Origin of the sequence: Lentzea albidocapillata subsp. violacea (assembly GCF_900100275.1) — a bacterium.
In the GTDB taxonomy this organism is placed as follows: domain Bacteria; phylum Actinomycetota; class Actinomycetes; order Mycobacteriales; family Pseudonocardiaceae; genus Lentzea; species Lentzea violacea.
The window spans coordinates 250,821-273,631 of the sequence record NZ_FNET01000009.1 but is presented as its reverse complement, the minus strand read 5'-3'; the positions used below and the strand labels follow the sequence as shown (position 1 = coordinate 273,631).

Annotated in this window: 23 protein-coding genes; 9 read left to right on the top strand and 14 right to left on the bottom strand. The window is 68.8% G+C overall.

The annotated features are described in order from the left end of the window. Positions 1–69 precede the first annotated feature (69 nt). Positions 70–1,269, bottom strand: a complete 1,200-nt coding sequence (gene nagA / locus BLR21_RS21985; RefSeq protein WP_090007713.1) for an N-acetylglucosamine-6-phosphate deacetylase — start codon at positions 1,267–1,269, stop codon at positions 70–72. 189 nt (positions 1,270–1,458) lie between these two features. Here nagA and BLR21_RS21980 point away from each other — a divergent pair, with 189 nt between their 5' ends. Then, entirely contained in the window at positions 1,459–2,133 is a 675-nt protein-coding gene (locus BLR21_RS21980) for a FadR/GntR family transcriptional regulator (RefSeq protein WP_030480584.1), read from the top strand. Here BLR21_RS21980 and BLR21_RS21975 read toward each other — a convergent pair. The 3 genes from BLR21_RS21975 to BLR21_RS21965 are packed head-to-tail and all read right to left on the bottom strand — an operon-like array spanning position 2,119 to position 4,043. Continuing rightward, positions 2,119–2,304, bottom strand: a complete 186-nt coding sequence (locus BLR21_RS21975; protein WP_256334852.1) for a DUF397 domain-containing protein — start codon at positions 2,302–2,304, stop codon at positions 2,119–2,121. The two genes, BLR21_RS21980 and BLR21_RS21975, sit on opposite strands and share 15 nt — an antisense overlap. Before the next feature lie 8 nt (positions 2,305–2,312). Continuing rightward, the gene (locus BLR21_RS21970; RefSeq protein WP_176929735.1) at positions 2,313–3,125 is read right to left on the bottom strand and encodes a helix-turn-helix domain-containing protein; all 813 of its coding nucleotides are present in this window, start codon (positions 3,123–3,125) and stop codon (positions 2,313–2,315) included. 48 nt (positions 3,126–3,173) lie between these two features. After that, complete coding sequence (locus BLR21_RS21965; protein WP_218130925.1) at positions 3,174–4,043, bottom strand: LysR family transcriptional regulator; 870 nt, start codon at positions 4,041–4,043, stop codon at positions 3,174–3,176. A gap of 80 nt (positions 4,044–4,123) precedes the next feature. Here BLR21_RS21965 and dapA point away from each other — a divergent pair, with 80 nt between their 5' ends. Beyond that, complete coding sequence (gene dapA, locus BLR21_RS21960; protein WP_090007705.1) at positions 4,124–4,981, top strand: 4-hydroxy-tetrahydrodipicolinate synthase; 858 nt, start codon at positions 4,124–4,126, stop codon at positions 4,979–4,981. Here the strand turns inward: dapA and BLR21_RS21955 are convergent. Genes BLR21_RS21955 through BLR21_RS21915 form a run of 9 tightly spaced genes read right to left on the bottom strand, consistent with a single transcriptional unit; the run spans position 4,978 to position 13,513 of the window. Next, positions 4,978–5,808: an amidohydrolase family protein gene (locus BLR21_RS21955; RefSeq protein ID WP_090007703.1), complete on the bottom strand. Its 831-nt coding sequence runs from the start codon at positions 5,806–5,808 to the stop codon at positions 4,978–4,980. The two genes, dapA and BLR21_RS21955, sit on opposite strands and share 4 nt — an antisense overlap. Further along, complete coding sequence (locus BLR21_RS21950; protein WP_256334851.1) at positions 5,805–6,761, bottom strand: aldo/keto reductase; 957 nt, start codon at positions 6,759–6,761, stop codon at positions 5,805–5,807. The genes BLR21_RS21955 and BLR21_RS21950 overlap by 4 nt, the downstream gene beginning before the upstream one ends. After that, positions 6,758–7,069 (bottom strand): L-rhamnose mutarotase, encoded by a 312-nt coding sequence (locus BLR21_RS21945; RefSeq protein WP_090007699.1) that lies wholly within the window; start codon positions 7,067–7,069, stop codon positions 6,758–6,760. The genes BLR21_RS21950 and BLR21_RS21945 overlap by 4 nt, the downstream gene beginning before the upstream one ends. A 3-nt stretch (positions 7,070–7,072) precedes the next feature. Further along, positions 7,073–8,083 carry an ABC transporter permease gene (locus BLR21_RS21940; RefSeq protein ID WP_090007697.1) on the bottom strand — a complete coding sequence of 337 codons (1,011 nt, stop codon included), beginning with the start codon at positions 8,081–8,083 and terminating at the stop codon, positions 7,073–7,075. Further along, a complete protein-coding gene (locus BLR21_RS21935; RefSeq protein WP_090007695.1) occupies positions 8,080–9,555 on the bottom strand; it encodes a sugar ABC transporter ATP-binding protein in 1,476 nt (491 codons plus the stop codon). The genes BLR21_RS21940 and BLR21_RS21935 overlap by 4 nt, the downstream gene beginning before the upstream one ends. Continuing rightward, on the bottom strand, positions 9,555–10,589 hold the full coding sequence (locus BLR21_RS21930) for a sugar ABC transporter substrate-binding protein (protein WP_090007693.1): 1,035 nt from the start codon (positions 10,587–10,589) through the stop codon (positions 9,555–9,557). Before BLR21_RS21930 ends, BLR21_RS21935 begins: the two co-directional genes overlap by 1 nt. A 14-nt stretch (positions 10,590–10,603) precedes the next feature. Beyond that, positions 10,604–11,356, bottom strand: a complete 753-nt coding sequence (locus tag BLR21_RS21925) for an SDR family NAD(P)-dependent oxidoreductase (RefSeq protein ID WP_090007691.1) — start codon at positions 11,354–11,356, stop codon at positions 10,604–10,606. Continuing rightward, complete coding sequence (locus BLR21_RS21920; RefSeq protein ID WP_090007829.1) at positions 11,349–12,659, bottom strand: enolase C-terminal domain-like protein; 1,311 nt, start codon at positions 12,657–12,659, stop codon at positions 11,349–11,351. Before BLR21_RS21920 ends, BLR21_RS21925 begins: the two co-directional genes overlap by 8 nt. After that, positions 12,659–13,513 (bottom strand): fumarylacetoacetate hydrolase family protein, encoded by an 855-nt coding sequence (locus tag BLR21_RS21915; RefSeq protein ID WP_090007689.1) that lies wholly within the window; start codon positions 13,511–13,513, stop codon positions 12,659–12,661. The genes BLR21_RS21920 and BLR21_RS21915 overlap by 1 nt, the downstream gene beginning before the upstream one ends. A gap of 113 nt (positions 13,514–13,626) precedes the next feature. Between BLR21_RS21915 and BLR21_RS21910 the strand changes: the two genes are divergently transcribed. Together BLR21_RS21910 and BLR21_RS21905 are read left to right on the top strand one after the other, a co-directional pair. After that, entirely contained in the window at positions 13,627–16,443 is a 2,817-nt protein-coding gene (locus BLR21_RS21910; RefSeq protein ID WP_090007687.1) for a S8 family peptidase, read from the top strand. Between the two features lie 63 nt (positions 16,444–16,506). Next, positions 16,507–17,418: an N-acetylglucosamine kinase gene (locus tag BLR21_RS21905; protein WP_338061060.1), complete on the top strand. Its 912-nt coding sequence runs from the start codon at positions 16,507–16,509 to the stop codon at positions 17,416–17,418. Here the strand turns inward: BLR21_RS21905 and BLR21_RS21900 are convergent. Further along, a complete protein-coding gene (locus BLR21_RS21900; protein WP_090007683.1) occupies positions 17,413–18,321 on the bottom strand; it encodes a LysR family transcriptional regulator in 909 nt (302 codons plus the stop codon). The two genes, BLR21_RS21905 and BLR21_RS21900, sit on opposite strands and share 6 nt — an antisense overlap. A gap of 205 nt (positions 18,322–18,526) precedes the next feature. On the opposite strand from BLR21_RS21900, the gene BLR21_RS21895 reads away from it, so the two are divergent. Genes BLR21_RS21895 through BLR21_RS21875 form a run of 5 tightly spaced genes read left to right on the top strand, consistent with a single transcriptional unit; the run spans position 18,527 to position 22,805 of the window. Then, entirely contained in the window at positions 18,527–19,324 is a 798-nt protein-coding gene (locus BLR21_RS21895) for a 2-amino-3,7-dideoxy-D-threo-hept-6-ulosonate synthase (protein ID WP_090007681.1), read from the top strand. Next, the gene (locus tag BLR21_RS21890; protein WP_090007679.1) at positions 19,321–20,391 is read left to right on the top strand and encodes a 3-dehydroquinate synthase II family protein; all 1,071 of its coding nucleotides are present in this window, start codon (positions 19,321–19,323) and stop codon (positions 20,389–20,391) included. Before BLR21_RS21895 ends, BLR21_RS21890 begins: the two co-directional genes overlap by 4 nt. A gap of 1 nt (position 20,392) precedes the next feature. Next, complete coding sequence (locus BLR21_RS21885) at positions 20,393–21,778, top strand: class I adenylate-forming enzyme family protein (protein ID WP_218130924.1); 1,386 nt, start codon at positions 20,393–20,395, stop codon at positions 21,776–21,778. Between the two features lie 23 nt (positions 21,779–21,801). Beyond that, positions 21,802–22,638 carry a helix-turn-helix domain-containing protein gene (locus BLR21_RS21880; protein ID WP_143027818.1) on the top strand — a complete coding sequence of 279 codons (837 nt, stop codon included), beginning with the start codon at positions 21,802–21,804 and terminating at the stop codon, positions 22,636–22,638. After that, positions 22,635–22,805: a DUF397 domain-containing protein gene (locus BLR21_RS21875; RefSeq protein ID WP_090007672.1), complete on the top strand. Its 171-nt coding sequence runs from the start codon at positions 22,635–22,637 to the stop codon at positions 22,803–22,805. Before BLR21_RS21880 ends, BLR21_RS21875 begins: the two co-directional genes overlap by 4 nt. Positions 22,806–22,811 lie beyond the last annotated feature (6 nt).

Genomic DNA, 22,811 nt, shown 5'->3' with positions numbered 1-22,811 from the left:
GTCCCCCCAGGCGGGCTCTTTCTTCGCCCGGTGAAAGGCCCGCTCGGCTGTCGCCGAGCGGGCCTTTGCTCACTGTCCTGCGGTGGCGTACCCGGCCACGACCGGTGCCACGGGCACCTCGGCGTCGAACACGACCCGCCCGTCGACCCAGACCTTCCTGGGCCGCAGGTCGTCGTCCCACCACACCAGGTCCGCGACGGCCCCCGGCGCGAGCCGGCCGAGACCGGACTCACCGATGACCTCGGCGGGCACGATCGTCGCCGACGCCAGCGCGTCGGCCACCGGAACACCCACGGACACGATGTTCCGCACCGCTCGGTCGAGCGTGAGCGCGGAACCCGCGATCGTGCCCTCCGGCGACCGGGGCACCCCTTCCTCGGTGAGCAGTACGTCCGCCCCTCCGAGGTGGTAGCGCCCAGGCGGCATCCCTGCGGCGGCAACGGCATCCGTCACCAGTGCGACTCGCGCCCCGGCGGCGTTGAACACAAGGCGGCACACGTCCGGGCCCACGTGGGCCAGGTCCGCGATGAGCCCGAGCGTGAAACGCTCGTCCACCAGCGCCACCCCGGGAACCCCAGGTTCGCGATGCCCCAGCGGACGCTGGGCGTTGAACAGATGCGTCACCATGCGGGCACCCGCGTCGGCGGCGGCGCGGGTCTGCTCACCCGTGGCGTCGGAGTGGCCCACCGCGACGAGCACGCCGGCCTCGACGAGACGGCGTACCGCCTCCAGGCCACCGGGCTGTTCGGGAGCCATCGTCACCATCCGCAGGGCGCGGCGGATCAGCTCGTCGTCGAGCAGGGCCGAGATCTGGTCAGGACCAGGCTCGACCATGAACGACGGGTCGTGCACCCCTGCCCTTTTGGGCGACAGGAAGGGGCCTTCGAGGTGCACGCCGAGGGGGCGGGCACCAACTCCGTCCGGCAGAGCGGCGGAGGCGGCCAGAACCGCCCGCGCCTGCCTCAGGACCACGTCGACCGGTGCGGTGATCAACGTGGGCAAGAACCGGGTCACACCGGTGGACGGCAGAGCTTCGGCCACGGCACGCATTCCGGCGGCGTCCACCTCGGCGAAGTCGACGCCGACGGCGCCGTTCACCTGCACGTCGACCAGGCCCGGTGTCAGCAGGCCGTCGGACAGGACCTCCGCGCCGGGTGGTGCTTCACCGGTGGTCACCTCGACGATGCGGCCGTCCCTGATCCGCACCGAGGCAGGACCGACGATCGTGCGACCGAGCAATGCGCGCGGTGCTGCGACAACGGCGTCCAAGATCCCTCCTTGAATGGTCCAGACCATTATGGCCACAACAGAGGTCCGCGTCACGCTTCGTTAAGAGATAACCATCTTACATAGCACCTGGTGAATCAGGCCCGAAAAGACCGGGATGCCACGAAGATGACCATCCGTGGCGCATACTGGCCCCCAGACATCCGAGGTCTACGACGAGTTGAGGGTGCCGTGGCAGTCACTGACGATGCGATCCTGCGCGTCAAGGAGATGATCGTTTCGGGCGAGCTCAAGCCCGGCGACCGCCTCCCGCGTGAGGCTGACCTGGCAGAACGTCTCGGCCTGTCGCGCAACTCGCTGCGCGAGGCCGTGAAGGCACTGTCACTCGTCCGGGTGTTGGACGTCCGCCAGGGCGACGGCACGTACGTCTCGTCACTTCGCGCGGACGACCTGCTCGGCGCGCTTTCCTTCGTGCTCGACCTGCACCGCGGCGAAGATTCGGTGCTGGAAGTTCTCCAGGTACGCCGGATTCTCGAGCCCGCTGCGGCCGCGATGGCCGCCCAGCGCGTCGACCCGGAGGAGATCATCAAGCTCCGCGCCCTCTGCGACGCGGCCGAAGGCGCGAAGTCCGTGGAGGAACTGGTCGAGCACGACCTCGACTTCCACCGCGCCATCGCCCAGTGCTCGGGCAACGCCTACCTGGCCCAGCTCCTCGACACGCTGGCCGGCCCGACCGTCCGCGTCCGCATCTGGCGCGGCATCACCCAGTCGAACGCCGTGGACCGCACGGTCGCCGAGCACCGCGCCATCGTCGACGCGCTGGCCGCACACCAGCCGGAACTCGCGCGCAGCTGGTCCACGGTGCACGTGGCCGGCGTCGAGCAGTGGCTGTCAGACCTGGCCTAGGTCTCCACGCTTGACCGCGTCCAGGAACGCATCCCAGCCGGGAACCGCGATGGTCGATGGCTTGTTCTTGGAGTCACGCACGAACGCTGTGGAGCTGCCGAGCGACACCTCGACGCAGTCGCCGTTGCCCCCGCTGTTGCTGCGACTGCTCTTGCGCCACACGACGGACACTTCGATCCCTACCTCTCGGCAGCCAGCCTCCCGATCAACGCGGCGGATTTTTCGGGGATCAACGCCAGCTTCGAGAGGTGCTTGAAAGTAAGGGTAGCCGACTTCACCCGAGCCGGATCCTCGATGTGGATCGACCCTTCGGTGTGCTCGACGTACAGCACGCGGGGGTCGCTGGGGTAAGGAAAGTCCAGCAGGGTGAACGAACCGTTGTACCCCTCGTGCAGACCCACGGAGTCCGGGATGACCTGCACTGTGACGGTGGGCAGCCCGGCCACCTCGTTGATGTACGACAGCTGTTCCCGGTCTGCGTGGCGAAGCGCGGATTCCATGATGATCGCGTGGTACCGGACCGGCTTGTCACTCTCAAGGCGCTGCCGTCGGCGTGTTCGAATCGCGATCTGGTCCTCGACCCACTTCTTCGACCGCGGCGACCGCACGCTGGCGAACAGCGCACGCATATACCTCTTCGTCTGCAGCAGGCCAGGGACGTAGCTCGCCTGGAAAGTCAGGATCACCGCGGCGTCGTGCTCAAGGCTGATGTAGCCCTGATCCTCCAGCCGGTACTGGTGCCACCAGGCCTTCTCTTCGGCAAGCTGCCACATCTCGACGTATGGCTCTTGATCGTCGGCGATGACGCCGTAGACGTCGAGCATCGTCTCGAACGCGCTGTAGTCCGGCACCTGGCCGTTCTCGATGCGACTGACCTTCGCGATGTTGTAGCGCAGCCGCTCGGCGATGTCCTTTTGGCTGAGACGTGCCCTCTCGCGCAGCAACTGAAGAGCCCTGCCTAGCCGTCTCTGCCGGAACGTGGGTTCGGACACGAATGAAACGGTATCGGCGTGATCTGGAATCTGAGATTCTCACTACGCCTAGACCTGCCGGAGCTGTTCCAAGACCACCCGAACGGCTGGCTGACCGTCCGCCCGGTTCCGCACCACGGCCGAGACCGTCCGGAAGATCTGCTGTTTCAACGGCCGCAACGCCACCCCGGGCCGCCGGGCCACGGACGGCACCAGTGCGACCCCCAGCCCGGCCTCGACCAGCCCGCACATCACCCCGAAGTCGTCGCAGTAGGCCTGCGCCCGGGGCACGAACCCGGCGGCACCGCACGCCCGCTGCGTCAGCTCGTGGCACGACGCGTCGGTGCGCGGCATGATCCACGGCCGGTCGGCCAGCACGGACAGGTCCACCAAATCCTGCTGTACCAAGGGATCGCTCAACGGCAGCGCCACGTTGACCGGTTCCACGAACAACTCGAACGACTCGCAGGACTCGGGCAGCGAGCGCGGCATGATGTTGTACGAGTGGATCACCGCGATGTCGATGTCCCCGCGCCGCAACGCGGGCAGTGACGCCTCGGGTTCCATCTCGTGCACGAACAGGTCCACATCGGACCCGTGCGCCGACCGCAGCACCTGGATCACGCGCGGCAGCAAGGCTGCGACCGACACGAACGCGCCGACGCGCACGGCGCCGGACACGGACGTGCGCAGCGACGCCAGGTCCGCCTCCGCCGCGGCCAGTTGGTCGAGAACCAGCTGGGTGTGTGCCGCCAGCACGTGCCCGGCGCGGGTGAGCACCAGCCGGCGCCCCTCCCGTTCGACCAGGGCCACGCCGGCCTCCCGTTCCAGCGCGGCCAGCTGCTGGGACACGGCCGGAGAGGTCACGTGCAGGGCCTCCGCGGCGGCGGTGACCGTGCCGTGGACCGACAGGGCGTGGAGCAATCGGAGCCTTCGCACATCCAACACAAAGCTCAGCTTAACGTTCCGGGCAGAACTTCTAACTGGAACTTTGCGAAGACTGGAGTCACGCTGGAGTCATGTTCGGACGAGTGCTGGTAGCGATGGTCACCCCGTTCACCCCCGACGGTGACCTGGACCTCAAGGGTGCGCAGGAGCTGGCGGCGCACCTCGTCGACAAGGGTGGCGCGGACGGGCTGGTCGTCAACGGCACGACCGGCGAGGCGCCCACCACCACGGACACCGAGAAGACGCAGATCATCAGGGCCGTCAAGGAGGCCGTCGGCGACCGCACACAGATCCTCGCGGGCGTCGGCACCAACTCCACGCGCCACACCATCGAGCTCGCCCGAAGCGCCGAGGAGAACGGCGCCGACGGCCTGCTCGTCGTCACGCCCTACTACAGCAAGCCCACGCAGGAAGGCGTCGAGAACCACTTCAGGCAGGTGGCGAACGCGTCCGGCCTCCCGGCGCTGCTCTACGACATCCCCGGCCGCACCGGCACCGCGATCGAGACCGAGACGCTGCTCCGGCTCGCCGAACACCCGCGGATCGTCGGCGTGAAGGACTGCAAGGTCGACCTGCTCGCGACCGCGCGCGTGATCGCCGAGACCGGCCTCGACTTCTACTCCGGCAACGACGAGCTGATCCTGCCGCTGTACTCGATCGGCGGCGTCGGCACGGTCAGCACCGTCGGCCACGTCGTCGGCAACGAGATCAGGGCGATGCTCGACGCCTACGACGAGGGCGACAACAAGGAAGCCCTGCGCCGCCACCAGGCGTTGCTGCCGGTGATCACTGCGATCATGACCCGCGAACCCGGTGCCGTCGCCGTCAAGGCCGCGCTCACCCTGCTCGGCCTGCCGGCGGGCCCGGTCCGCGAACCGCTCGCCGGAGCGACTCCCGAGCTGATCAACGAGCTGAAGGCGCTGTTCTAGAGCCCGTAGACCCGGCGAGCAGTGCTCGAGAAGATCGCGGCCTGCTCGTCGGGCGACAGCTCGGCGACCAGCTCCCGAGCCGCACCAAGCCATTCCTCGTAGGTGGCCGCCAGCAGGCACACGGGCCAGTCCGAGCCGAACATCAGCCGCTCAGGCCCGAACGCGTCCAGCACGACCTCGAAGTACGGCCGGAGCGTTGCCACGTCCCACGACTTCCAGTCGGCCTCGGTGACCAGGCCGGACAGCTTGCACGTCACGTTCTCGTGCGCCGCCAGCGACCGGATCAGCTCGGCCCACTCCCCCGGATCGGCACCGATCGCGGGCTTGGAACAGTGTTCCACCACGAACTCGACCTGCGGCAACGCCGCCACGGTCCGGCGCGCGGCCGGCATCTGGCGCGGCACCGTCAGCAGTTCGTAGACCAGCCCGGCAGCACCGACGGCCGCCAGTCCGTGCCAGACGTCCTTGCGGCACAACCACTCCGGGTCAGGCTCGCTCTGTACCTGGTGCCGGATCCCGCGCAGCCACGAACCATCGGGACTGTCCACCAACGCGGCCAACGAGTCGCCGACGGCAGCCGAGGTCAGGTCCGTCCAGCCCACCACCGCGCCGACGACGTCCGAAGACGCGGCGATGGCCAGAAACTCCGGCGTCTCCTCCGGCACGCACACCGTCTGCACCAGCACGGATGTGGAGACCGCGGGTGCGGCGGCGACGAAATCCGGCTCCAGGAACGACCGCCGGAGCACGCCCATCGGGGGATCGGTGATCCAGCCCTGGTCCCGGACGGACAGATCCCACAGGTGGTGGTGAGCGTCGACGATCACGGCGTCGGAACCTCCGTACCCAGCAGTCCCAACGACTTCAGCTCCTCCCACAGGCCGGCCGGGATCGAAGCCGAGAAGTAGGCGGCGTTCGAGGTCATCTGTGAGGCGTTGCGCGAGCCGATCACGACCGACACCACGGCGGGATGCCCGAGCGCGAACTGGATCGCTACCTCGGGCAACGTCACCCCGTGCCGCTCGCAGACCGACGCGATCGCCCGAGCCCGCGCCACCAGAGCGGCAGGAGCCTCTTCGTAGTCGTACTTGGCGTCGGCGGCCACGACGGGCTTCGACAGCAGGCCGGAGTTGAACACCCCGCAGGCCACCACCGAAACACCTCGCTCGACGCAGGCGGGCAGGAACGACGGCAGCGCAGGCTGTTCCAGCAACGTGTACCGCCCGGCCAGCATCACCACGTCGATGTCGGTCTCGCGGACGAACCGCTCCGGCATCTCCCACTGGTTCATCCCGACGCCGATCGCGCCCACGACGCCCTGCGACCGCAACTCCTCCAGCGCCGGATAGGCCTCGCCGAAAGCCGCATCCCAGTAGTCGTCCGGATCGTGGATATAAACGATCTCCACCCGGTCGGTTCCGAGACGCTCCAAAGAGGACTCGATGGATCGGCGAACACCATCTGCCGAGTAGTCCCGGATCCGCCGGAACGTCCGCGGCACCGCGAAGCCCTCGTCGTCGAGCCCGGTGCCGTCGAACGGCTCCAGCACCCGCCCGATCTTCGTCGAGATCACGTACTCGTCGCGCGGCTTGCCGGCCAGTGCCTCACCGAGCCGGCGCTCCGACAACCCGAGCCCGTAGTGCGGCGCCGTGTCGAAGTACCGGACGCCGGCAGCCCATGCCGCCTCCACCGCACCGAGGGCATCGGCATCGGGCGTCTCCCGGTACAGGTTCCCGATCGGCGCGGCACCGAAGCCAAGACGAGAAACAGCGACCTTCACGGCAGCTCCCACACGAGTCGCACAGCGGGTTCGGCGCCGGAGTAGTCGTCCTCGACCTCCAGCAGTTCGGCCATCCGAGCCTGCCATGGAACGTTGGCGGGGTGCTCGGCCAGATAGGCGCGCATCGCGCGGAAGTCATCGACCTCGACGAGGTGGAACAGCTCGCGCCCAGAACGCCAGATCCGCCACGACGACACCCCGGCCTCGCGCAGCGCCCCGTCCAGTTCCAAGGGAATCGTCGCGTGGATGCGGTCGTAGTCGGCCTCGCGTCCCTCGCGAAGCCGGGTGTGCAACGCAACGGTCTCCAACGCTCACTCCTGTTTCTGCCCGGTCGCGAACCGGGTCACGATCAGCGCGAGAATGATCACCGCGCCGTACGAGGCCTTGATGTAGAAGCCGGAAACACCCTGCAACCGCAGGATCTGTTCCACAAGCCCCAGCATCAGCACGCCGGACAACGCGCCGAACAGCGTGCCCTTGCCGCCCTGCAGCGAGATTCCGCCGATCACCGCGGCCGCGAAGACCTGGAAGATCATGCCCTCGCCCTGCGTGGCGGCAACGGAGCCGAGCCGTCCGGTCATCAGGATGCCCGCGATCACGGCCAGCACCGAACCGATGATCAGCACGGTCCACACCACGCGGTCGACCCGGATACCGGCGGCCCGCGCCGCCTCCGAGTTGCCGCCGATCGCGTACAGCGAACGGCCGGCGCGCAGGTACTTCAGCACGAAGATGCCCGCCGCGTAACAGACGACGCAGATCCACACCGCCGCCGGCAGCCCGAGCCACGTCGTGGAACCCAGGTACAGGAACGACTCCGGCACGTCGATCAGCGACTTGCCCTCGGTGATCGCGAGCTGCAGACCGCGCAGCAACGTCAGCATGCCCAGCGTCACCATGAACCCGGACAGCCCGACCTTGAGGATCAGGAACCCGTTCAGGCCACCGATCGCGACGCCGATCAGCAGGCACAGCGGCAACGCCAGCCACGCCGCGAACCCTACGTCCAGCCCACCGGCCGTCGACGGAATGATCAACGCGACCGCCAGCGCGGGCGCGAGACCGACCGTCGACTCCAGCGACAGGTCCATCTTGCCGACGATCAGGATCATCGCCTGGCCCAGCACCAGCAACGACAGCTCGCTCTGCTGGGTCAGCACGGCGATCAGGTTGTTCGGCGTGAGGAAGATCGGCGACAGGATCGCCCCGATGATCAGCAGGAGGATGATCACCGGGACCAGCGCGAGGTCCTGGTAGCGCGCCAACCGGAGCTTCTGCTTCTCAGGCGCGGGTGCCGCGACCGGCGTCATGGCCTTGGTCATTCTGAGCTCATTCCTTCAATCGCCGCAATGAGTTCCTGATCGCGCCAGCCGCGTGCGAACTCCCGCACGACCCGGCCGTGGAACAGCACCAGCACACGGTCGCAGACCCGCAGGTCGTCGAGCTCGTCGGAGACGACGATCGCGGCCTTGCCCCGGCGCGCCTGCGCGTCGACGACCCCGAGCAGCGACTCCTTGGACTTCACGTCGACACCCGCGGTCGGGTTGATCAGCACCAGCACGGACGGATCGCCGGCCAGCGCCCGCGCCATCACGACCTTCTGCTGGTTGCCGCCGGACAGGTCCGAGACCGGCTGGTCCGGACCGGCGGCCTTGACGTCGTACGACGCGATCGCCGTGCTGCCGGCCGATCGCTGTGCGGACGGCCACACGAACGCACCGGCGGTGCTCATCGTCGCGTTCTCCGCGATCGACAGGTCCAGCACGAGCCCCTGATGGTGCCGATCCCGTGGTACACAGCCGATTCCCGCCTTCAGAGCGGCCGGAACATCGCCTCCACGCACCACCGAACCGTTCACCGAGATCGTGCCAAGAGACGGCTTGCGCAGCCCGTAGACGGTCTCCGCGAACTCGTGCTTGCCGGACGACGCACTGCCCGCGAGCCCGATGACCTCGCCTTTCCGCGCGGACAGTGAGATGTCCGAGAAGTGGTCCCCGCTCAACGCCGACACGGTCAGCACTTCCTCGGCAGACGACGGCCTGTCGTCGCCGCTGGGCACGTTCAGCCCACCGGCCTCACCGGTCATCGCCTCGATCAGGTCGGGCTTCGACATCTCGGCCACTGGAGCGGTGACGATGTGCCGCGCGTCGCGGTAGACCGTCACCGTCTGGCAGACCTCGTAGACCTCCTGCAGGTGGTGGGAGATGAACAGGAACGTCACTCCCTTGTCCTGCAGCGACCTCATCCGGTCGAACAGCCGCTCGATCGCCGGGCCGTCGAGCTGCGCGGTCGGTTCGTCGAGGATCACGAAGCGCGAGCCGATCGACAACGCCCGCGCGATCTCGACGAGCTGCCGCTGCTCGACGGTCAGCGTGGACACCAACGACTCGGGGTTCACCGCCACGTCGTAGGTCTCCAGCAACGATGAGGCCTCAGCGCGAAGCTTCTTCCAGCTGATCAGGCCGCCGCCGAGGTCCTGCCGGTTGATGAACAGGTTCTCGGCGACCGAAAGCTCCGGCACGACCGTCGACTTCTGGTAGACGCAGGCGACGTGACGGCGCCAGGCCGAACTGTCGGCGACGGGCGGCGCGGGCTCGCCGAAGAAGCTGACCTCGCCCGCGTCCGGCGTCTGCATGCCGGTCAGGATCGAGACCAGCGTCGACTTGCCCGCGCCGTTGCGACCGACGAGCGCGTGCGACTCACCGGCCCGGATCTTGATGCCCACGTCGTCCAACGCGAGCGTGCGCCCGAACCGCTTCGTGACGCCCCGCGCGACAGCTGCGTACTCGTTCATCAGATCTGGTTGCCCCAGAACGCCTTGTCGTCGACGTTCTCCTTGGTGATCAGCGGAGCCGGGAGCTGGTCCTCCAGCCGGCCACCGCCGACATCGACGATGGTGGAGTCGTGGTCGGTCGGGCCGGGCTGGAATTTCTTGCCCTCGACGGCGGCCTTCGCGTAGAAGAGCGCCCACTGCGCGTAGAGGTCGGCCGGCTGCGACACGGTCGCGTCGATCTCGCCCTTGCGGATGGCTTCCAGCTCCGACGGGATGCCGTCGTTGGAGACGATGAAGACGTGCTTGGGGTCGCTCGGCGGGACCAGCAACCCCTTCTGCTTCAACACCTGCAGCGTCGGCGCGAGGAACACGCCACCGGCCTGCATGTAGATGCCGTTGATGTCCGGGTGCTGGTTCAGCCTGGTCTGCAGGGCCGCGGACGCCTTGGCGCCGTCCCAGTCGGTCGGCTCCTCGAACACCGTGATGCCGGGGTAGTTCTGCTTCATGCAGGCGGCGAACGCCTCGGAGCGGTCGCGGCCGTTGACCGACGACAGCGCGCCCTGGAACTCGACGACCTTGCCCTTGCCACCCAGCTTGTCGCCGAGGAACTTGCAGGCCTTCTCGCCGTACGCCTTGTTGTCCGCGCGCACGACCATGTAGGTCTTGCCCTTGTCCGGACGGGTGTCGACGGTGACGACCGGGATGCCGGCCTTGTCGAGCCGGTCCAAAGTGGACGCGATCGCGCCGGTGTCCTGCGGGGCCATCACGATCGCCTTGGCGCCCAGCGACTGCAACGACTGCGCGTTGGCGACCAGGTTCTCGACCTTGTTCTGCGAGTTGGTCGGGTTCAGCAGGTTGATCCCGAGTTCCTTGGCCTTGTCCGGGAAGTACTTGATGTAGGAGTTCCAGAAGTCGGAGTCGGCCCGCGGGTGGTCGGCGCCGATCGGGCCGACGCCACCGGCACCGGTGCCGGCGGCACCACCGCCGCACGCGGACAGTGTCAGTGCACCGGCGAGCGCGAGGCACACCGCGGCGGTGAGGTTGCGACGCTTCATCGTTGAATTGCCTTTCATGACTGCTTGGGACGCAAGCGCAGGCCGTACATGCCACCGTCGACCGCGAGGATCGTGCCGGCGGTGGAACCCGAAAGCGGGCTCGCCAGGTAGGCGATGGCTCCCGCGACCTCATCGGCGGAGACGAGCCGGCCGTGCGGCTGGCGTGCCTCCAGCGCCGCTCGTTCGGCGGCCGGGTCCGGCGCCGAGTCGAGCAGACGGCCCACCCACGGGGTGTCCGCCGTGCCGGGGGCGACCGCGTTGACGCGAATGCCTTCGCGCACGTGGTCGGCTGCCATCGCGAGCGTCAGCGAGTACACCGCGCCCTTGCTGGCCGAGTAGAGAGCACGCTGCGGGAGCCCGGCCCAGGCAGCGATGGAGCAGGTGTTGACGATCGCCGCGGACGGCGAGTTCCGCAGGTGCGGCAGCGCGGCCCGCGAGACGCGGACCATGCCCAGCACGTTCACGTCGAGCACCTTGGCCCACTGGGCGTCGTCGTTGGCCGTGACGTCGCCCTGCGCACCGATGCCGGCATTGTTCACCACGACGTCGAGCCGTCCGAACCGCTCGACGACCTCGTTGATGGCGGCCTTGACGCTCTCGTCGTCCGACACGTCCGCGCGAATGCCGACGAGCGGGTCCGCGACCTCCGGGATGAGGTCAAGCGCGACGACCGTGGCTCCCCTGCTGCTCAGCAGCTCGGCCGTGGCGAGGCCGATGCCGGACGCGCCGCCCGTGACGACGGCGACGAGTCCTTCGAAGTCAGTCATTCTCGGCCTCCAGTGCCGTCCACACAGGACCGTCGGGGTAGACGTAGTCGGCCAGCGTCTCGTCCTTGAGCTGCGCGGAGAACCCCGGCGCGGAGGGTGCCAGGTAGCGGCCGTTCTCCACGACGGCCGGGTCCAGGAAGTGCTCGTGCAGGTGGTCGACCCACTCGATCACGCGCTCGCCGACCTCACCGGAGATCGCGACGTAGTCGAAGAACGACAGGTGCCTGACCAGCTCGCACAGGCCGACACCACCGGCGTGCGGGCACACCGGGACGTCGAACTTCCTGGCCAGCAACAGGATCGCGATGTTCTCGTTGACGCCCGCGACCCGGCAGGCGTCGAGCTGCAGCACGTCGATCGCGCCGGCCTGCAGCAGCTGCTTGAAGATCACGCGGTTCTGCACGTGCTCGCCGGTGGCGATCCGGATCGGGGACAGCGCGTCCCCGATCGCGCGGTGCGCCAGCACGTCGTCCGGGGAGGTGGGCTCCTCGATCCAGTACGGGTGGTACGGCGCCAGTTCGCGCATCCAGCGCACGGCCGTGTCGACGTCCCAGCGCTGGTTCGCGTCGACCGCCACGCGGGTGTCCTCGCCGACGACCTCGCGGGCGAGCTTCATCCGGCGGACGTCGTCGTCGAGGCTGCCGCCGACCTTGAGCTTGATCATGTCGAACCCGTCGGCGAGGGCCTGGCGGGCAAGACCGGCGAGCTTCTCGTCGGAGTAGCCGAGCCAGCCCGGTGACGTCGTGTAGGCCGGATATCCCTCGCGGGCAATGGTTTCCACGCGCTCGGCCTTGCCCTGCTCGACCTTGCGCAGGATCTGCAGCGCCTCGTCGGGTGTCAGGGCGTCGCTCAGGTACCGGAAGTCGACGAGGCTGACGATCTCCTCGGGCGACATCTGGGCGAGGAACCGCCAGACGGGCAGCCCGGCGCGGCGCGCGGCGAGGTCCCAGGCCGCGTTGACGACGGCGCCGATCGCCATGTGCGCGACGCCCTTCTCGGGGCCGAGCCAGCGGATCTGCGAGTCGCCGATCAGCTCGAAGTACAGCTCGGCCAGCGCTTTCGCGTTCTCCGGCACGTCCTTGCCGACGATGTGCGGTGCGAGCGCCTTGATGCCGGCGGCCTGCACGTCGTTGCCACGGCCGATGGTGAACGCGAGCCCGTGCCCCTCGGGTCCCTCGTCGGTCCGCAGCACCACGTACGCGGCGCTGTAGTCCGGGTCCGGGTTCATCGCGTCGGAGCCGTCGAGCTCGCGGGACGTGGGGAACCTGATGTCCAGCACGTCCAACGCGGTGATCTTGGGCATCACGCCTGCCCGAGGATCTGACGCTGCCTGCCGAGACCCTCGATCTCCAGCTCGACCACGTCACCGGCGCGCAGGTACGGCTTCGGCTCCGGCTGGCCGAGCGCGACACCAGCGGGTGTACCCGTGTTGATGACGTCACCCGGACGAAGGACAAGGAACTGGCTGAGGTAGCGCACGATCTCCGCCACCGGGAAGATCATGTTTTTGGTGGACGAGTTCTGCTTGATCTCGCCGTTCACCCAGAGCCGCATGTCCAGGCTCTGCGGGTCGGCGATCTCGTCGGCGGGCACGAGGAAGGGGCCGAGCGGGTTGAACGTCTCGCAGTTCTTGCCCTTGTCCCACGTCCCGCCGCGCTCGATCTGGAACTCGCGCTCGGAGACGTCGTGCGAGAGCACGTACGCGCCGACGCACGCCAGAGCGTCCTCTTCGGACTCCAGGTAGCGGGCGGTGCGCCCGATGACGACGCCGAGCTCCACCTCCCAGTCGGTCTTCACGGACCGGCGCGGGACGAGCACCTCGTCGTACGGGCCCACGATCGTGTCGGGCGTCTTGAGGAACATCACCGGCTCGCCGGGGATGGCCGCGCCGGTCTCCTCCGCGTGGTCGCGGTAGTTGAGGCCGATGCAGATGACCTTGCCCGGATGCGCGAGCGGCGACCCGACGCGCACGCCCTCCGTGCTCAGGGCTTCGAGCTCACCACTTTCGAGAGCGGCGCGCACGCGGTTGACGCCGTCGTTCGCGAGGAACGCCCCGTCGATGTCCGGAGTGATCGGCAGGAGGTCGTATGTGGTCCCGTCGTCGGTCCTGACTGCAGGACGTTCGTCACCGACCGGCCCCAGGCGCAAGAACTGCACGGCCGTTCCTCCTCTGCTCACACCCTACGAAATACATCGGATGTATAGCCCCGCGATACCGCCTGCGTCTAGGGCTGAGCGCGAAGTCGTCCGATGAATAAGAGGAGTTGATCATGAATCTGGTGACCGCAGCACTCCTGACGGGCGCACTGCTCGCGCCGGTCGGCCCAGTCGACACTGTAACCGTTTTCGTCGAGCTGACCTCGACCGCAGCGGTCGAGTCACGCACCGTTGCGCAGGCGCGTTCAGCCCGGGACCGGACCTCGGAGCACGCGTCACGGGTCGTCTCCCGGTCCGGGGGCCGGGAAGTCGCCCGAACGACCAACGCGGTGCCCGGCGTCGTGCTGTCGGCGGACAGGTCGCGCCTGACGGCGCTGGCGCGCATGCCCGAGGTGCGGGCGATCCACCGGATGGTCCCCAAGAAGCTCTCGAACGCGCACGCCGTCCGCCTCACCCGGACGTCCGAGGTGTGGAAGTCGCTCGGCCGGCTCGGCGACGGCGTGCGGATCGGCGTGATCGACACCGGCATCGACTACCGGCACGCCGACTTCGGCGGCGGCACCTTCCCGAACGCCAAGGTCGTCGGCGGGTACGACTTCGCGGGCGACGCCTACACCGGCACGTCCGAGTCCCTGCCGGAGCCGGACGCCGACCCGGTGGACTGCGACGGCCACGGCACGCACGTCGCCGGCACCGCGGCCGGCTTCGGGGTCAACGCCGACGGCACGACCTACCGCGGTTCGTACTCCTCGATCGACCTGGACGCGATGAGGATCGGACCGGGCACGGCTCCGAAAGCGCAGCTCTACGCGTTGAAGGTGTTCGGCTGCAAGGGCGGCACGAACCTCACCGCGCAGGCGCTGGACTGGGCGCTCGACCCCAACGGCGACGGCGACTTCTCCGACAGGCTCAACGTGGTGAACCTGTCGCTGGGCAGCGACTTCGGTGCTCCGGACGACCCGGACGCGCTGTTCGTGCGCAAGCTCGTCGAGCACGGCGTCGTGGTGGTCGCGGCGGCCGGCAACGGCGGCGACTTCTACGACGTGTCCGGTTCGCCGGGCAACACCCCCGAGGCGATCTCCGTCGCGAACAGCCGCGACTCGTTCTCGATGCTGGACGGGCTGGAGGTCGCCGGGCAGCGGTGGGCAGGCCAGTACAGCCAGAACTTCAAGGAGTCCTTCGACCTCACCCTGCCCGTTGTGCGGCTTTCGTCCAATATGGATGGCTGTCAGCCGATCTCGGAGCCACTGGCCGGGAAGATCGTCTGGCTGGAGTGGGACGACAGCGACGCGACCCGCGCCTGCGGTTCGGGTGCCCGCACGGACAACGCCTGGAAGGCCGGGGCGGCCGGGGTGCTGCTGCCGACGACGTTGCCGGTGTTCGCGGCCGGAATCGCCGGAAATGCCCACATCCCCGCGTTCCAGCTGACGGCGGCGGCTTCGTCCGCACTGCGCCCGGCGCTGGAGGCCGGAACGCTGACCGCGCGCCTGACCTCGGCGTTGAAGGTCGCGGTGCCCTCCGTCGAGCCGTCGATCGCGGACACGATCACGCCGTCGTCGTCGCGCTCGCGTTCGTCGATCGCGGTGGCCGCGCCGGGTGACACGATCTTCTCCGCCGCCTCCGGGACAGCCTCGGACGGCGTGTCGCTGGGCGGCACGTCGATGGCGTCGCCGCACGTGGCGGGCATCGCCGCACTGCTGCGCGAGGTCCATCCGGAGTGGACGGTCGCCGAGGTCAAGGCGGCGCTGATGAACACCGCCTCCGGCGTGATCAGGGATTCGTCGGGTGTGCGCGAGGCGCCGATGCGGGTCGGCGCGGGCCGGGTGGACGGGCTCGCCGCCCTGTCGTCGGACGTGCTGGTGCTGGGCGACGCGTCGTTCGGCACGGTCGAGGTGGGCGGTCCGGTGCGGATGAGCCGCACTCTCGAGCTGGTCAACAAGGGCTCCCGGACCGTCCGGCTGCGCACCGGCTACGAGCCGATCACCAGCGTGCCCGGCGTGTCCTTCCACGTCACCGCGCCCTCCGTCGTGCTGCGGCCGGGCGGTTCGGCCTCGGTGGACGTGCAACTGCGGATCTCCAACACCCGCGCACTGCGCAAGACGCCCGACCCCACGGTCTCGCTCGACGAGGGCCGCCAGTTCCTCGCGGAGGCGTCCGGCCTGGTGACGTTCACCGGCGACCGATCGCTGCGGGTGCCGGTCTACGCGGCGCCGAAGCCGGTGTCGCGCCTGACCGTGGCCGGTGACCGCGTCACCGGGCGCGGCCTCGACCAGCCCGGCTACCAGTCGCGGATGACCGTGCTCCAACTCGGCGCGAGTTCTGACCGCCTGCCCGACTGCGGTCCCGGCGTGCAGGACGACTGCGCGGTGAACCGCACCGCGCGTGGCGGCGACCTGCGGTACGTGGGCGCGACGGCCACCGCCGACCTGCTGGCGTTCGGCGTCGCGACCTGGAGCACCTGGGCGAACATCGGCAGCAACACCAAGCCGGAGGTGCGGTTCTCGGTGGGCGGCAAGGACTTCGTGACCACCGCCGAGAAGCCGACGAACCCCGAAGGCGAAGTGACGGCCGACATCTGGCTCGCCCGGACGGTGGTGGCCGGCACCGAGGACGTGGTGGACGAGCAGCCGCTGAACGGCCTCGACGGCTCGTCCGACACGAACCTGTTCGACAGCGACGTCGTGGTCCTGCCGGTCGCGCGGTCGGCTCTGCCGTCCGGCCCGGTGACCTACACCGCCGGAGTGCGGAGCCGTTACACCGCGCCCGCCGACACCGACGACCTGGTCGACGTCGCCCCCGCGGCCACGTTCGACTACAGCCTGATCGTTCCCGCACTGTCCACAGTGGTACGTCCGGGTGATCGAGTTCCTGCTGGATCGTTGGTGTTCTTCCACCACAACGCAAGCGGTAACCGTGCTCTCGTCAGGTGACACCCGGTTGGGTGTGCCTCAGCTGCGCGTCTCTCGGCATACTCGATCGTTATGGATCTGGTCGTGGGACTCGACGCTGGCGGCACGTCCACCAGGGCCCTGGTGCTCGGACTCGACGGCGCCCGCCTGGGTCAGGGCCTCGCGGGCGGCGCGAACCCGAACTCGCACCCACCCGCCGTCGCCGCCGCCCACATCGGCGAGGCGCTGGCGGAGGCGCTGGACGGTCTCGACTCCCGCAAGGTCCGCTGCGGTGTCCTCGGCATGGCGGGCGCCTCCCGCATGACCGACCCCGCGGTCCTGGACCTCTTCCAGGGAGCCTGGGAACGCGCGGGCCTGCACTGCCCGATGCGCGTGGTCACCGACTGCGAGGCCGCCTTCGCCACCGGCACCTCGTCGGCGGACGGCACGGTTCTGGTGGCGGGCACCGGTTCCATCGCGGGCCGAATCTCGGGCCACCGCATGGTCGGCCAGTCCGGCGGCTACGGCTGGCTGATCGGCGACGACGGCTCGGCGTTCTGGCTGGGCCGCGAAGCCGTCCGCGCCACGGTGAAGCTGCTCGACCTGGACGCACCGCTGGAAGGCCTGGCCACCGCGGTCCTGACCGCGGCGGGCGCTCGCAACCGAGGCCAGCTGATCACCGCCGTCAACGCGGCGGCGCCCATCGCGCTCGCCCAGTTCGCGCCGTTGGTGAGTTCCGCCTACCACCACGGCGATCCCGAGGCGCTGACGATCGTGGCGTCCGCCGCCCGCCTGCTCGCCGACACGGCCACGGCGGTCCGCGAACCGTCCGACACCTCCCCGATCGTGCTGGTCGGCAGCCTGATCAAGACCCCGGTCGGCACGCACCTGAAGCAGGAACTGCTCACCCGCTGCAACGCTGCGGTGATCATGGCGACGGAGGGTGCGGCGGGAGCGGCCTGGCTGGCGGCGGTCGACGTGCTGGGGCCGGACGCGCCGAGGCCCAGCGGGTCATGACGCCAGCAGCCGGCCCGAGTGCGGCGTCCGCTCGTGGTACGCGCGCAGCAGACCGGCGTGCACGTCGTCCACGTGTTCGGCGGCGTCGGTGTTCCACACCAGCGTGATCCGCCGGTGCAGCGGGTTGCCGATGATCGGCTTGAGCAGCACGCCCGGCAGGTCGTGACCGGGGAAGAACCCCGCCACGGCACCGGTCGACCGCACCAGGTCGGCCGCGACGACCGGATCGACGCCGAAGTGCGCGCACCTCGGCGTGAACCCGACGGCCTCGCAGGCCAGGTCGAGGTTCAGCCGCCCGCCGTGGTTCTCGTCCGGCACGACCCACTCCTCGCCGGCGAGTTCGGACAGCAGCACCTCGCTGCGGCCGGACAGCCGATGGCCGGCCGGAACACCGATCAGCATGCGTTCCGTGACGACGCCGCGCAGGCCGACCTCTTCCGGGAACCGCAACGGGCTGCGCGGGAACTCCACCACCAGGGCCAGGTCGAGGTCGCCGGTGCGCACGAGTTCCAGCACGACGTCGCCGCCGCGTTCGATGTGCGTGGTCTGCGGCAGGCTCGGCAGCATCTCCCTGACCACCCCGACCAGCAGCGCGGTCGGCGAGCCCGCGACACCACCGAGCCGGATGCCGGAGTCGCCGCGTTCGGCCAGCTTGCGCGAGCTGACGAGCAGGTCGTCGAACCGTTCGACCAGGTCCTGGGCCCGCAGCACGACGTGGCGGCCCAGTTCGGTCAGCTCGACGCCGTCGGTGCGGCGCAGGAACAACGGCCCGCCGAGACTCGCCTCGATCCTGCGCACCTGAGCGGTCAGCCCGGCCTGGGCGATCTTCATCTGGGAGGCGGCCCGGCTGATGCTGCCCGCCCGCGCCACGGTCAGCACCACGTGCAGATGCCTCAGCTCCATTCGCACTGAGGAAGCCTAGGACAGTTGCGCACCAACGAACACGGCCACGCGGGTGGCACCGGATGACGCTCCGTCGCCGTTGCAAGGGCGGTTGCTCTGTCAGGCCGATAACTCGCGAATTATCGGCACCTCACACCTGCCGCTGCGTGCGCGGACTGCACCACGCTGCTGTTGACACCAAACGATCGCAGGGGGTGTGAGCGCCATGAGGAAAGCGTTGCGGCTGCGACGCCTTTCCCGTCCGCACGACGACAGGTACCTCTTCGTGCCGTTGGACCACAGCGTTTCGGACGGTCCAGTGGTGCCGCGGGACCGGTGGCAGGACCTGATCCACGCCGTCGTGCTGGGCGGCGCCGACGCCATCATCGTCCACAAAGGACGCGTGCGTACCATCGAACCCGCTGTGCTGGGCGGATGCGCGCTGATCGTCCATCTGAGCGCGGGCACCGCGCACATGGCGGACGTCAACGCCAAGGTGCTCGTCGGCGAGGTCGACGAGGCGTTGCGGCTCGGTGCCGACGCGGTGAGCGTGCATGTCAACATCGGCTCCGACACGGAGTCCCGCCAGCTCACCGACCTCGGCACAGTCGCGGCCGCGTGCGACTCGTGGAACGTCCCGCTGGTCGCGATGGCCTACGCCCGCGGCCCGCGCATCGGCGATCCCAGGGACCCCGCCCTGCTGGCGCACGTAGTCAACATCGCGGCGGACCTCGGCGCGGACATCGTCAAGACCACCCTCGCGCACCCGGCGCAGGACATGGCGGACGTGGTCGCCAGCTGCCCGATCCCCGTGGTCGTCGCGGGTGGTCCCGCCTCCGCGCACAGCCTCGCCGGACACGCCCGAGTGGCCATGGACGCGGGCTGCGCCGGCCTCGCCGTCGGACGGCGGGTGTTCACCTCGCCGACGCCGATGCACCTGGTCGCGGAGCTGGCGTCGATCGTGCACGCGCCCACCGACGCAAGTCTCATCCACGCCCTGACCGCCACCTTGGAGAACCGGTGAAGTTCGCCTGGATCGACCTCAGAACCGTCCCGGAAGCGCACTGGACCGCCGTGATCGACGCGGCCGTGCACAGCCGGATCGGAGTCGTCACGGACGACCCGTCCCTGCTCGACGACCTGCCGCCCACGGTCACCCGCGTGCTGCTCGTTGACGGCCCGGTCGACAGCCCCCATCTCGTCACCGTGGCGGTGCACGACCAGGACCAGCTCGACCGGCTGTCCTCGGGTTCCGCGTTCGTGACGGTCAGGGACGACCGCACCCTCAAACTCGCCTGTGCCGCAGCGGAACGGCTCGACCACACCGTCGTCGCGTTCACCGACCCGACGAAGATCCCGCTGGAGATCGTGATCGCGGCCGCCGACGGCGCACCCGGCAAGCTGGTCACCGTCGTCGCCGACCTCGTCGAGGCCGCGATCGTCCTGGAGGTCCTGGAACACGGCTCGGACGGCGTGCTGATGGCCCCGCGCGACGCGACCGACGTGTTCAAACTGGCGCGACTGCTGGAAGTGACGTCCCCGCCGCTGACCCTGACCACGCTCACCGTGGAAGCGTTGGCCCACAACGGCCTCGGCGATCGCGTCTGCGTCGACACCGCCTCGCACTTCCGGGAGGACGAGGGCATCCTCGTCGGCTCGTTCTCGTCGGGCTTCATCCTCTGCTGCAGCGAGACGCATCCGTTGCCGTACATGCCGACGCGGCCGTTCCGGGTCAACGCGGGCGCGCTGCACTCGTACGTGCTGGGCCCGGCGAACCGCACCAACTACCTGTCCGAACTGCGTTCCGGCAGCAAGGTCCTCGCCGTCGACGCCGACGGCCGCACCCGCGAGCTCACCGTAGGCAGGGCCAAGCTCGAGTCCCGCCCGATGCTCACCATCACCGCGCGCTCGCCGGAGAACGTCGTGGTCGACCTGATGGTCCAGGACGACTGGCACGTCCGAGTCCTCGCGCCCGGCGGCAAGGTCCGCAACGTGACCGAACTACAGCCCGGCGACGAACTGCTCGGCTACATCGCTTCCGAGCAACGGCACGTTGGCCTCCCCATCGGCGAGTTCTGCAAGGAGTCATGAAGTGCGTGCGTTCATCACCGAACTGTTGCACCGCCACGGCGACGAGGTGCCGATCTTCAGCCATCGCAACACAGTCACGCACGGCCTACTACGCGCCGACGTCACCGCTCACGCTCTTCGTTTCGCCGCCGTCGGAATCGGTGACGGCAGTACGGTAGCCGTCCAGGTACCGCCGAGCTTCAGCCAGCTGGAAGCCGTGCTGGCGTTGTGGAGCATCGGCGCACAGGTGATCTCGATCGACCACCGCCTGCGCCCGGCCGAGACCCACGTCCTGCACGAGCTGACGCGCCCCGAGTTCCTCGTCCACCCCGGTGGCACGCCTGCGCAGGGTTTCCAGGAGCGGTACGGACTCGTGGCCGAACGGGTCGACGGCCTCCCCGCTGCTTCTCCGCACCGACTCGTCCAGTTCAGCTCCGGCTCGACCGGCCGCCCGAAGGTGATCGGCCGCAGCACGTCGTCGCTCATCGACGAGGTGACCCGTTTCTCCGCCTCCGACGGCATGGTGCGACGCGGCGAACGCCTGCTGCTGCTCAACTCCCCCGCACACAGCTTCGGCCTGATCGGCGGCCTACTGCACTCTCTCGCGGCAGGCGTGCACCTCGTGTTCGCCGCAAGCCCGAACGCGGAAGACATTCTTTCCTGTGCACGAACTCATGAGGTCGACTTCGTCACCGGCCTGCCGTTCCACTTCGACCTGCTGGCCTCCTCACCCGACCGCGACGCGCTGCGCACGGTCCGCGGCGCGTTCGCCGGCGGCGAGATGATGCCGCAGGACGTGGCCGACAGGTTCCTTGCCACGTATGGCTTCCCGGTCGGCGAATGCTTCGGCACCACCGAAACCGGCGCACTGACCATCGCGGTTTCCGGCACGGTCCGCCCGTCCGTCGGCAGGCCGATGCAAGGCATCACCGCACGAGTGCGCAACGGCCTGGTGGAAGTCGCCTTGCCGGAAACGCCTTACCTGGCCGAGAACGACCCGGCACGCTTCTCCGGCGGCTGGTTCCGCACCGGCGACCGCGGCGAGTTCACCGCCGACGGCGAACTGCGCCTGCTCGGCCGCGCCGACTCGCTGGTCGTGGTGCGCGGCAACAAGGTCGACCTGACCGAGGTGGAACACGTCCTACGTGGACACCCACAGGTGACCGAGGTCGTCGCGGTGGGACGGACGGAAATCCGGGCCTACGTGGGCACTCGAAGCACCACGCTCACCGCACAGGCGCTGTCGCAGTGGTGCACGGAAAGGCTCGCGGAATTCAAGCTCCCAGCCCGAATCCACGTCATGGAAACCCTGCCCAGAACGTCGAGCGGCAAGATCATCCGAAACATGGAGCCGCTCCATGCGTCCTACCTTCAGGCGCATTTGGCCGGAAACAATGGAGAAGATTGACCTACCGGGCCTAGTTTTCCCGCATGCCCAAAAGATCGTCCAGCGTGGCCGGACGGGAGTTCGGCGGCCTCGTTCGCGCCATCATCGCCAGGACCGGCCTCACCCACCGCAGGCTCGCCGAACTGCTCGGCTGGCAGGAAGCCAAGATCTCGGACATGACGCTCGGCAAGGGCGGCGTGACCGAGTTGGACGTCATTCTGCTGCTCGGGTACTGCCAGGCCACGGTCGAGGAACGCGAGTACCTGCTGGAGCTGTTCCACGAGTCGGGCAACGCCTGGCTCCAGATGCCGAAGGACGGCGTACCGGACCAGGTGCGCACGCTGATCGAACACGAGCAGATCGCCGAGGAGATCATCACCTGGTCGATGATCCTGGTGCCCGGCCTGGTGCAAACGCCGGACTACGGCTACATCGTCACCGAACGTTCGCCCGTGATCGAGGCCGAGGACGTCCCGGCGGTCGCCGCCGCCAGGGCAGCTCGCGCGACCATCCTCGAACCTGGCCGGAAGTTCGTGTTCCTGGTGCACGAACAGGCACTCGAACTTCCGGTCGGCAGCATCGAGGTGTGGCGCGAACAACTGGCCCACCTCCTCCGGATGTCGGTGCGGAAGTACATCAGCATCCGGATCGTTCCCCGGTCAGCAGGCGTGCACGCGGGCACCTGCGGTGACTTCTGCCTGATGAAGTTCCCGAAGTACCCGCCGGTCGTCTACGCGGACAGCGTCAACTACTGCCTGTTCTTCGACGACCCGGAGACCATCAAGATCCACGAGGACATCCTGACGGCTCTCGCGGCCGTCGCTCTGTCTGAGGAAGAATCGAGGGCGGTGATCGACAACATCTTGGAGGGCCTCCAATGACTGCCTGGCGCAAGAGCAGCTACAGCGGCAGCAGCAACAACTGTGTCGAGGTCGGCCACGGCGTCGGCATCCGGGACAGCAAGGCGCCGAGCGCTCACATCCGCGTCTCGCCGGCCGCCTGGTCGGCGTTCTTGCGCTTGGCCCGTTTCCCCAGCACGGCGCAGTAACCCTCG

What these genes read in the sequence shown, in the direction of transcription:
- dapA (WP_090007705.1), top strand. Translation starts at nt 4,124, where the DNA reads ATGTTCGGACGAGTGCTGGTAGCGATGGTCACCCCGTTCACCCCCGAC.
- BLR21_RS21940 (WP_090007697.1), bottom strand. Translation starts at nt 8,083, where the DNA reads ATGACCAAGGCCATGACGCCGGTCGCGGCACCCGCGCCTGAGAAGCAG.
- BLR21_RS21935 (WP_090007695.1), bottom strand. Translation starts at nt 9,555, where the DNA reads ATGAACGAGTACGCAGCTGTCGCGCGGGGCGTCACGAAGCGGTTCGGG.
- BLR21_RS21930 (WP_090007693.1), bottom strand. Translation starts at nt 10,589, where the DNA reads ATGAAGCGTCGCAACCTCACCGCCGCGGTGTGCCTCGCGCTCGCCGGT.
- BLR21_RS21925 (WP_090007691.1), bottom strand. Translation starts at nt 11,356, where the DNA reads ATGACTGACTTCGAAGGACTCGTCGCCGTCGTCACGGGCGGCGCGTCC.
- BLR21_RS21920 (WP_090007829.1), bottom strand. Translation starts at nt 12,659, where the DNA reads ATGCCCAAGATCACCGCGTTGGACGTGCTGGACATCAGGTTCCCCACG.
- BLR21_RS21910 (WP_090007687.1), top strand. Translation starts at nt 13,627, where the DNA reads ATGAATCTGGTGACCGCAGCACTCCTGACGGGCGCACTGCTCGCGCCG.
- BLR21_RS21900 (WP_090007683.1), bottom strand. Translation starts at nt 18,321, where the DNA reads ATGGAGCTGAGGCATCTGCACGTGGTGCTGACCGTGGCGCGGGCGGGC.
- BLR21_RS21895 (WP_090007681.1), top strand. Translation starts at nt 18,527, where the DNA reads ATGAGGAAAGCGTTGCGGCTGCGACGCCTTTCCCGTCCGCACGACGAC.
- BLR21_RS21880 (WP_143027818.1), top strand. Translation starts at nt 21,802, where the DNA reads ATGCCCAAAAGATCGTCCAGCGTGGCCGGACGGGAGTTCGGCGGCCTC.
- BLR21_RS21875 (WP_090007672.1), top strand. Translation starts at nt 22,635, where the DNA reads ATGACTGCCTGGCGCAAGAGCAGCTACAGCGGCAGCAGCAACAACTGT.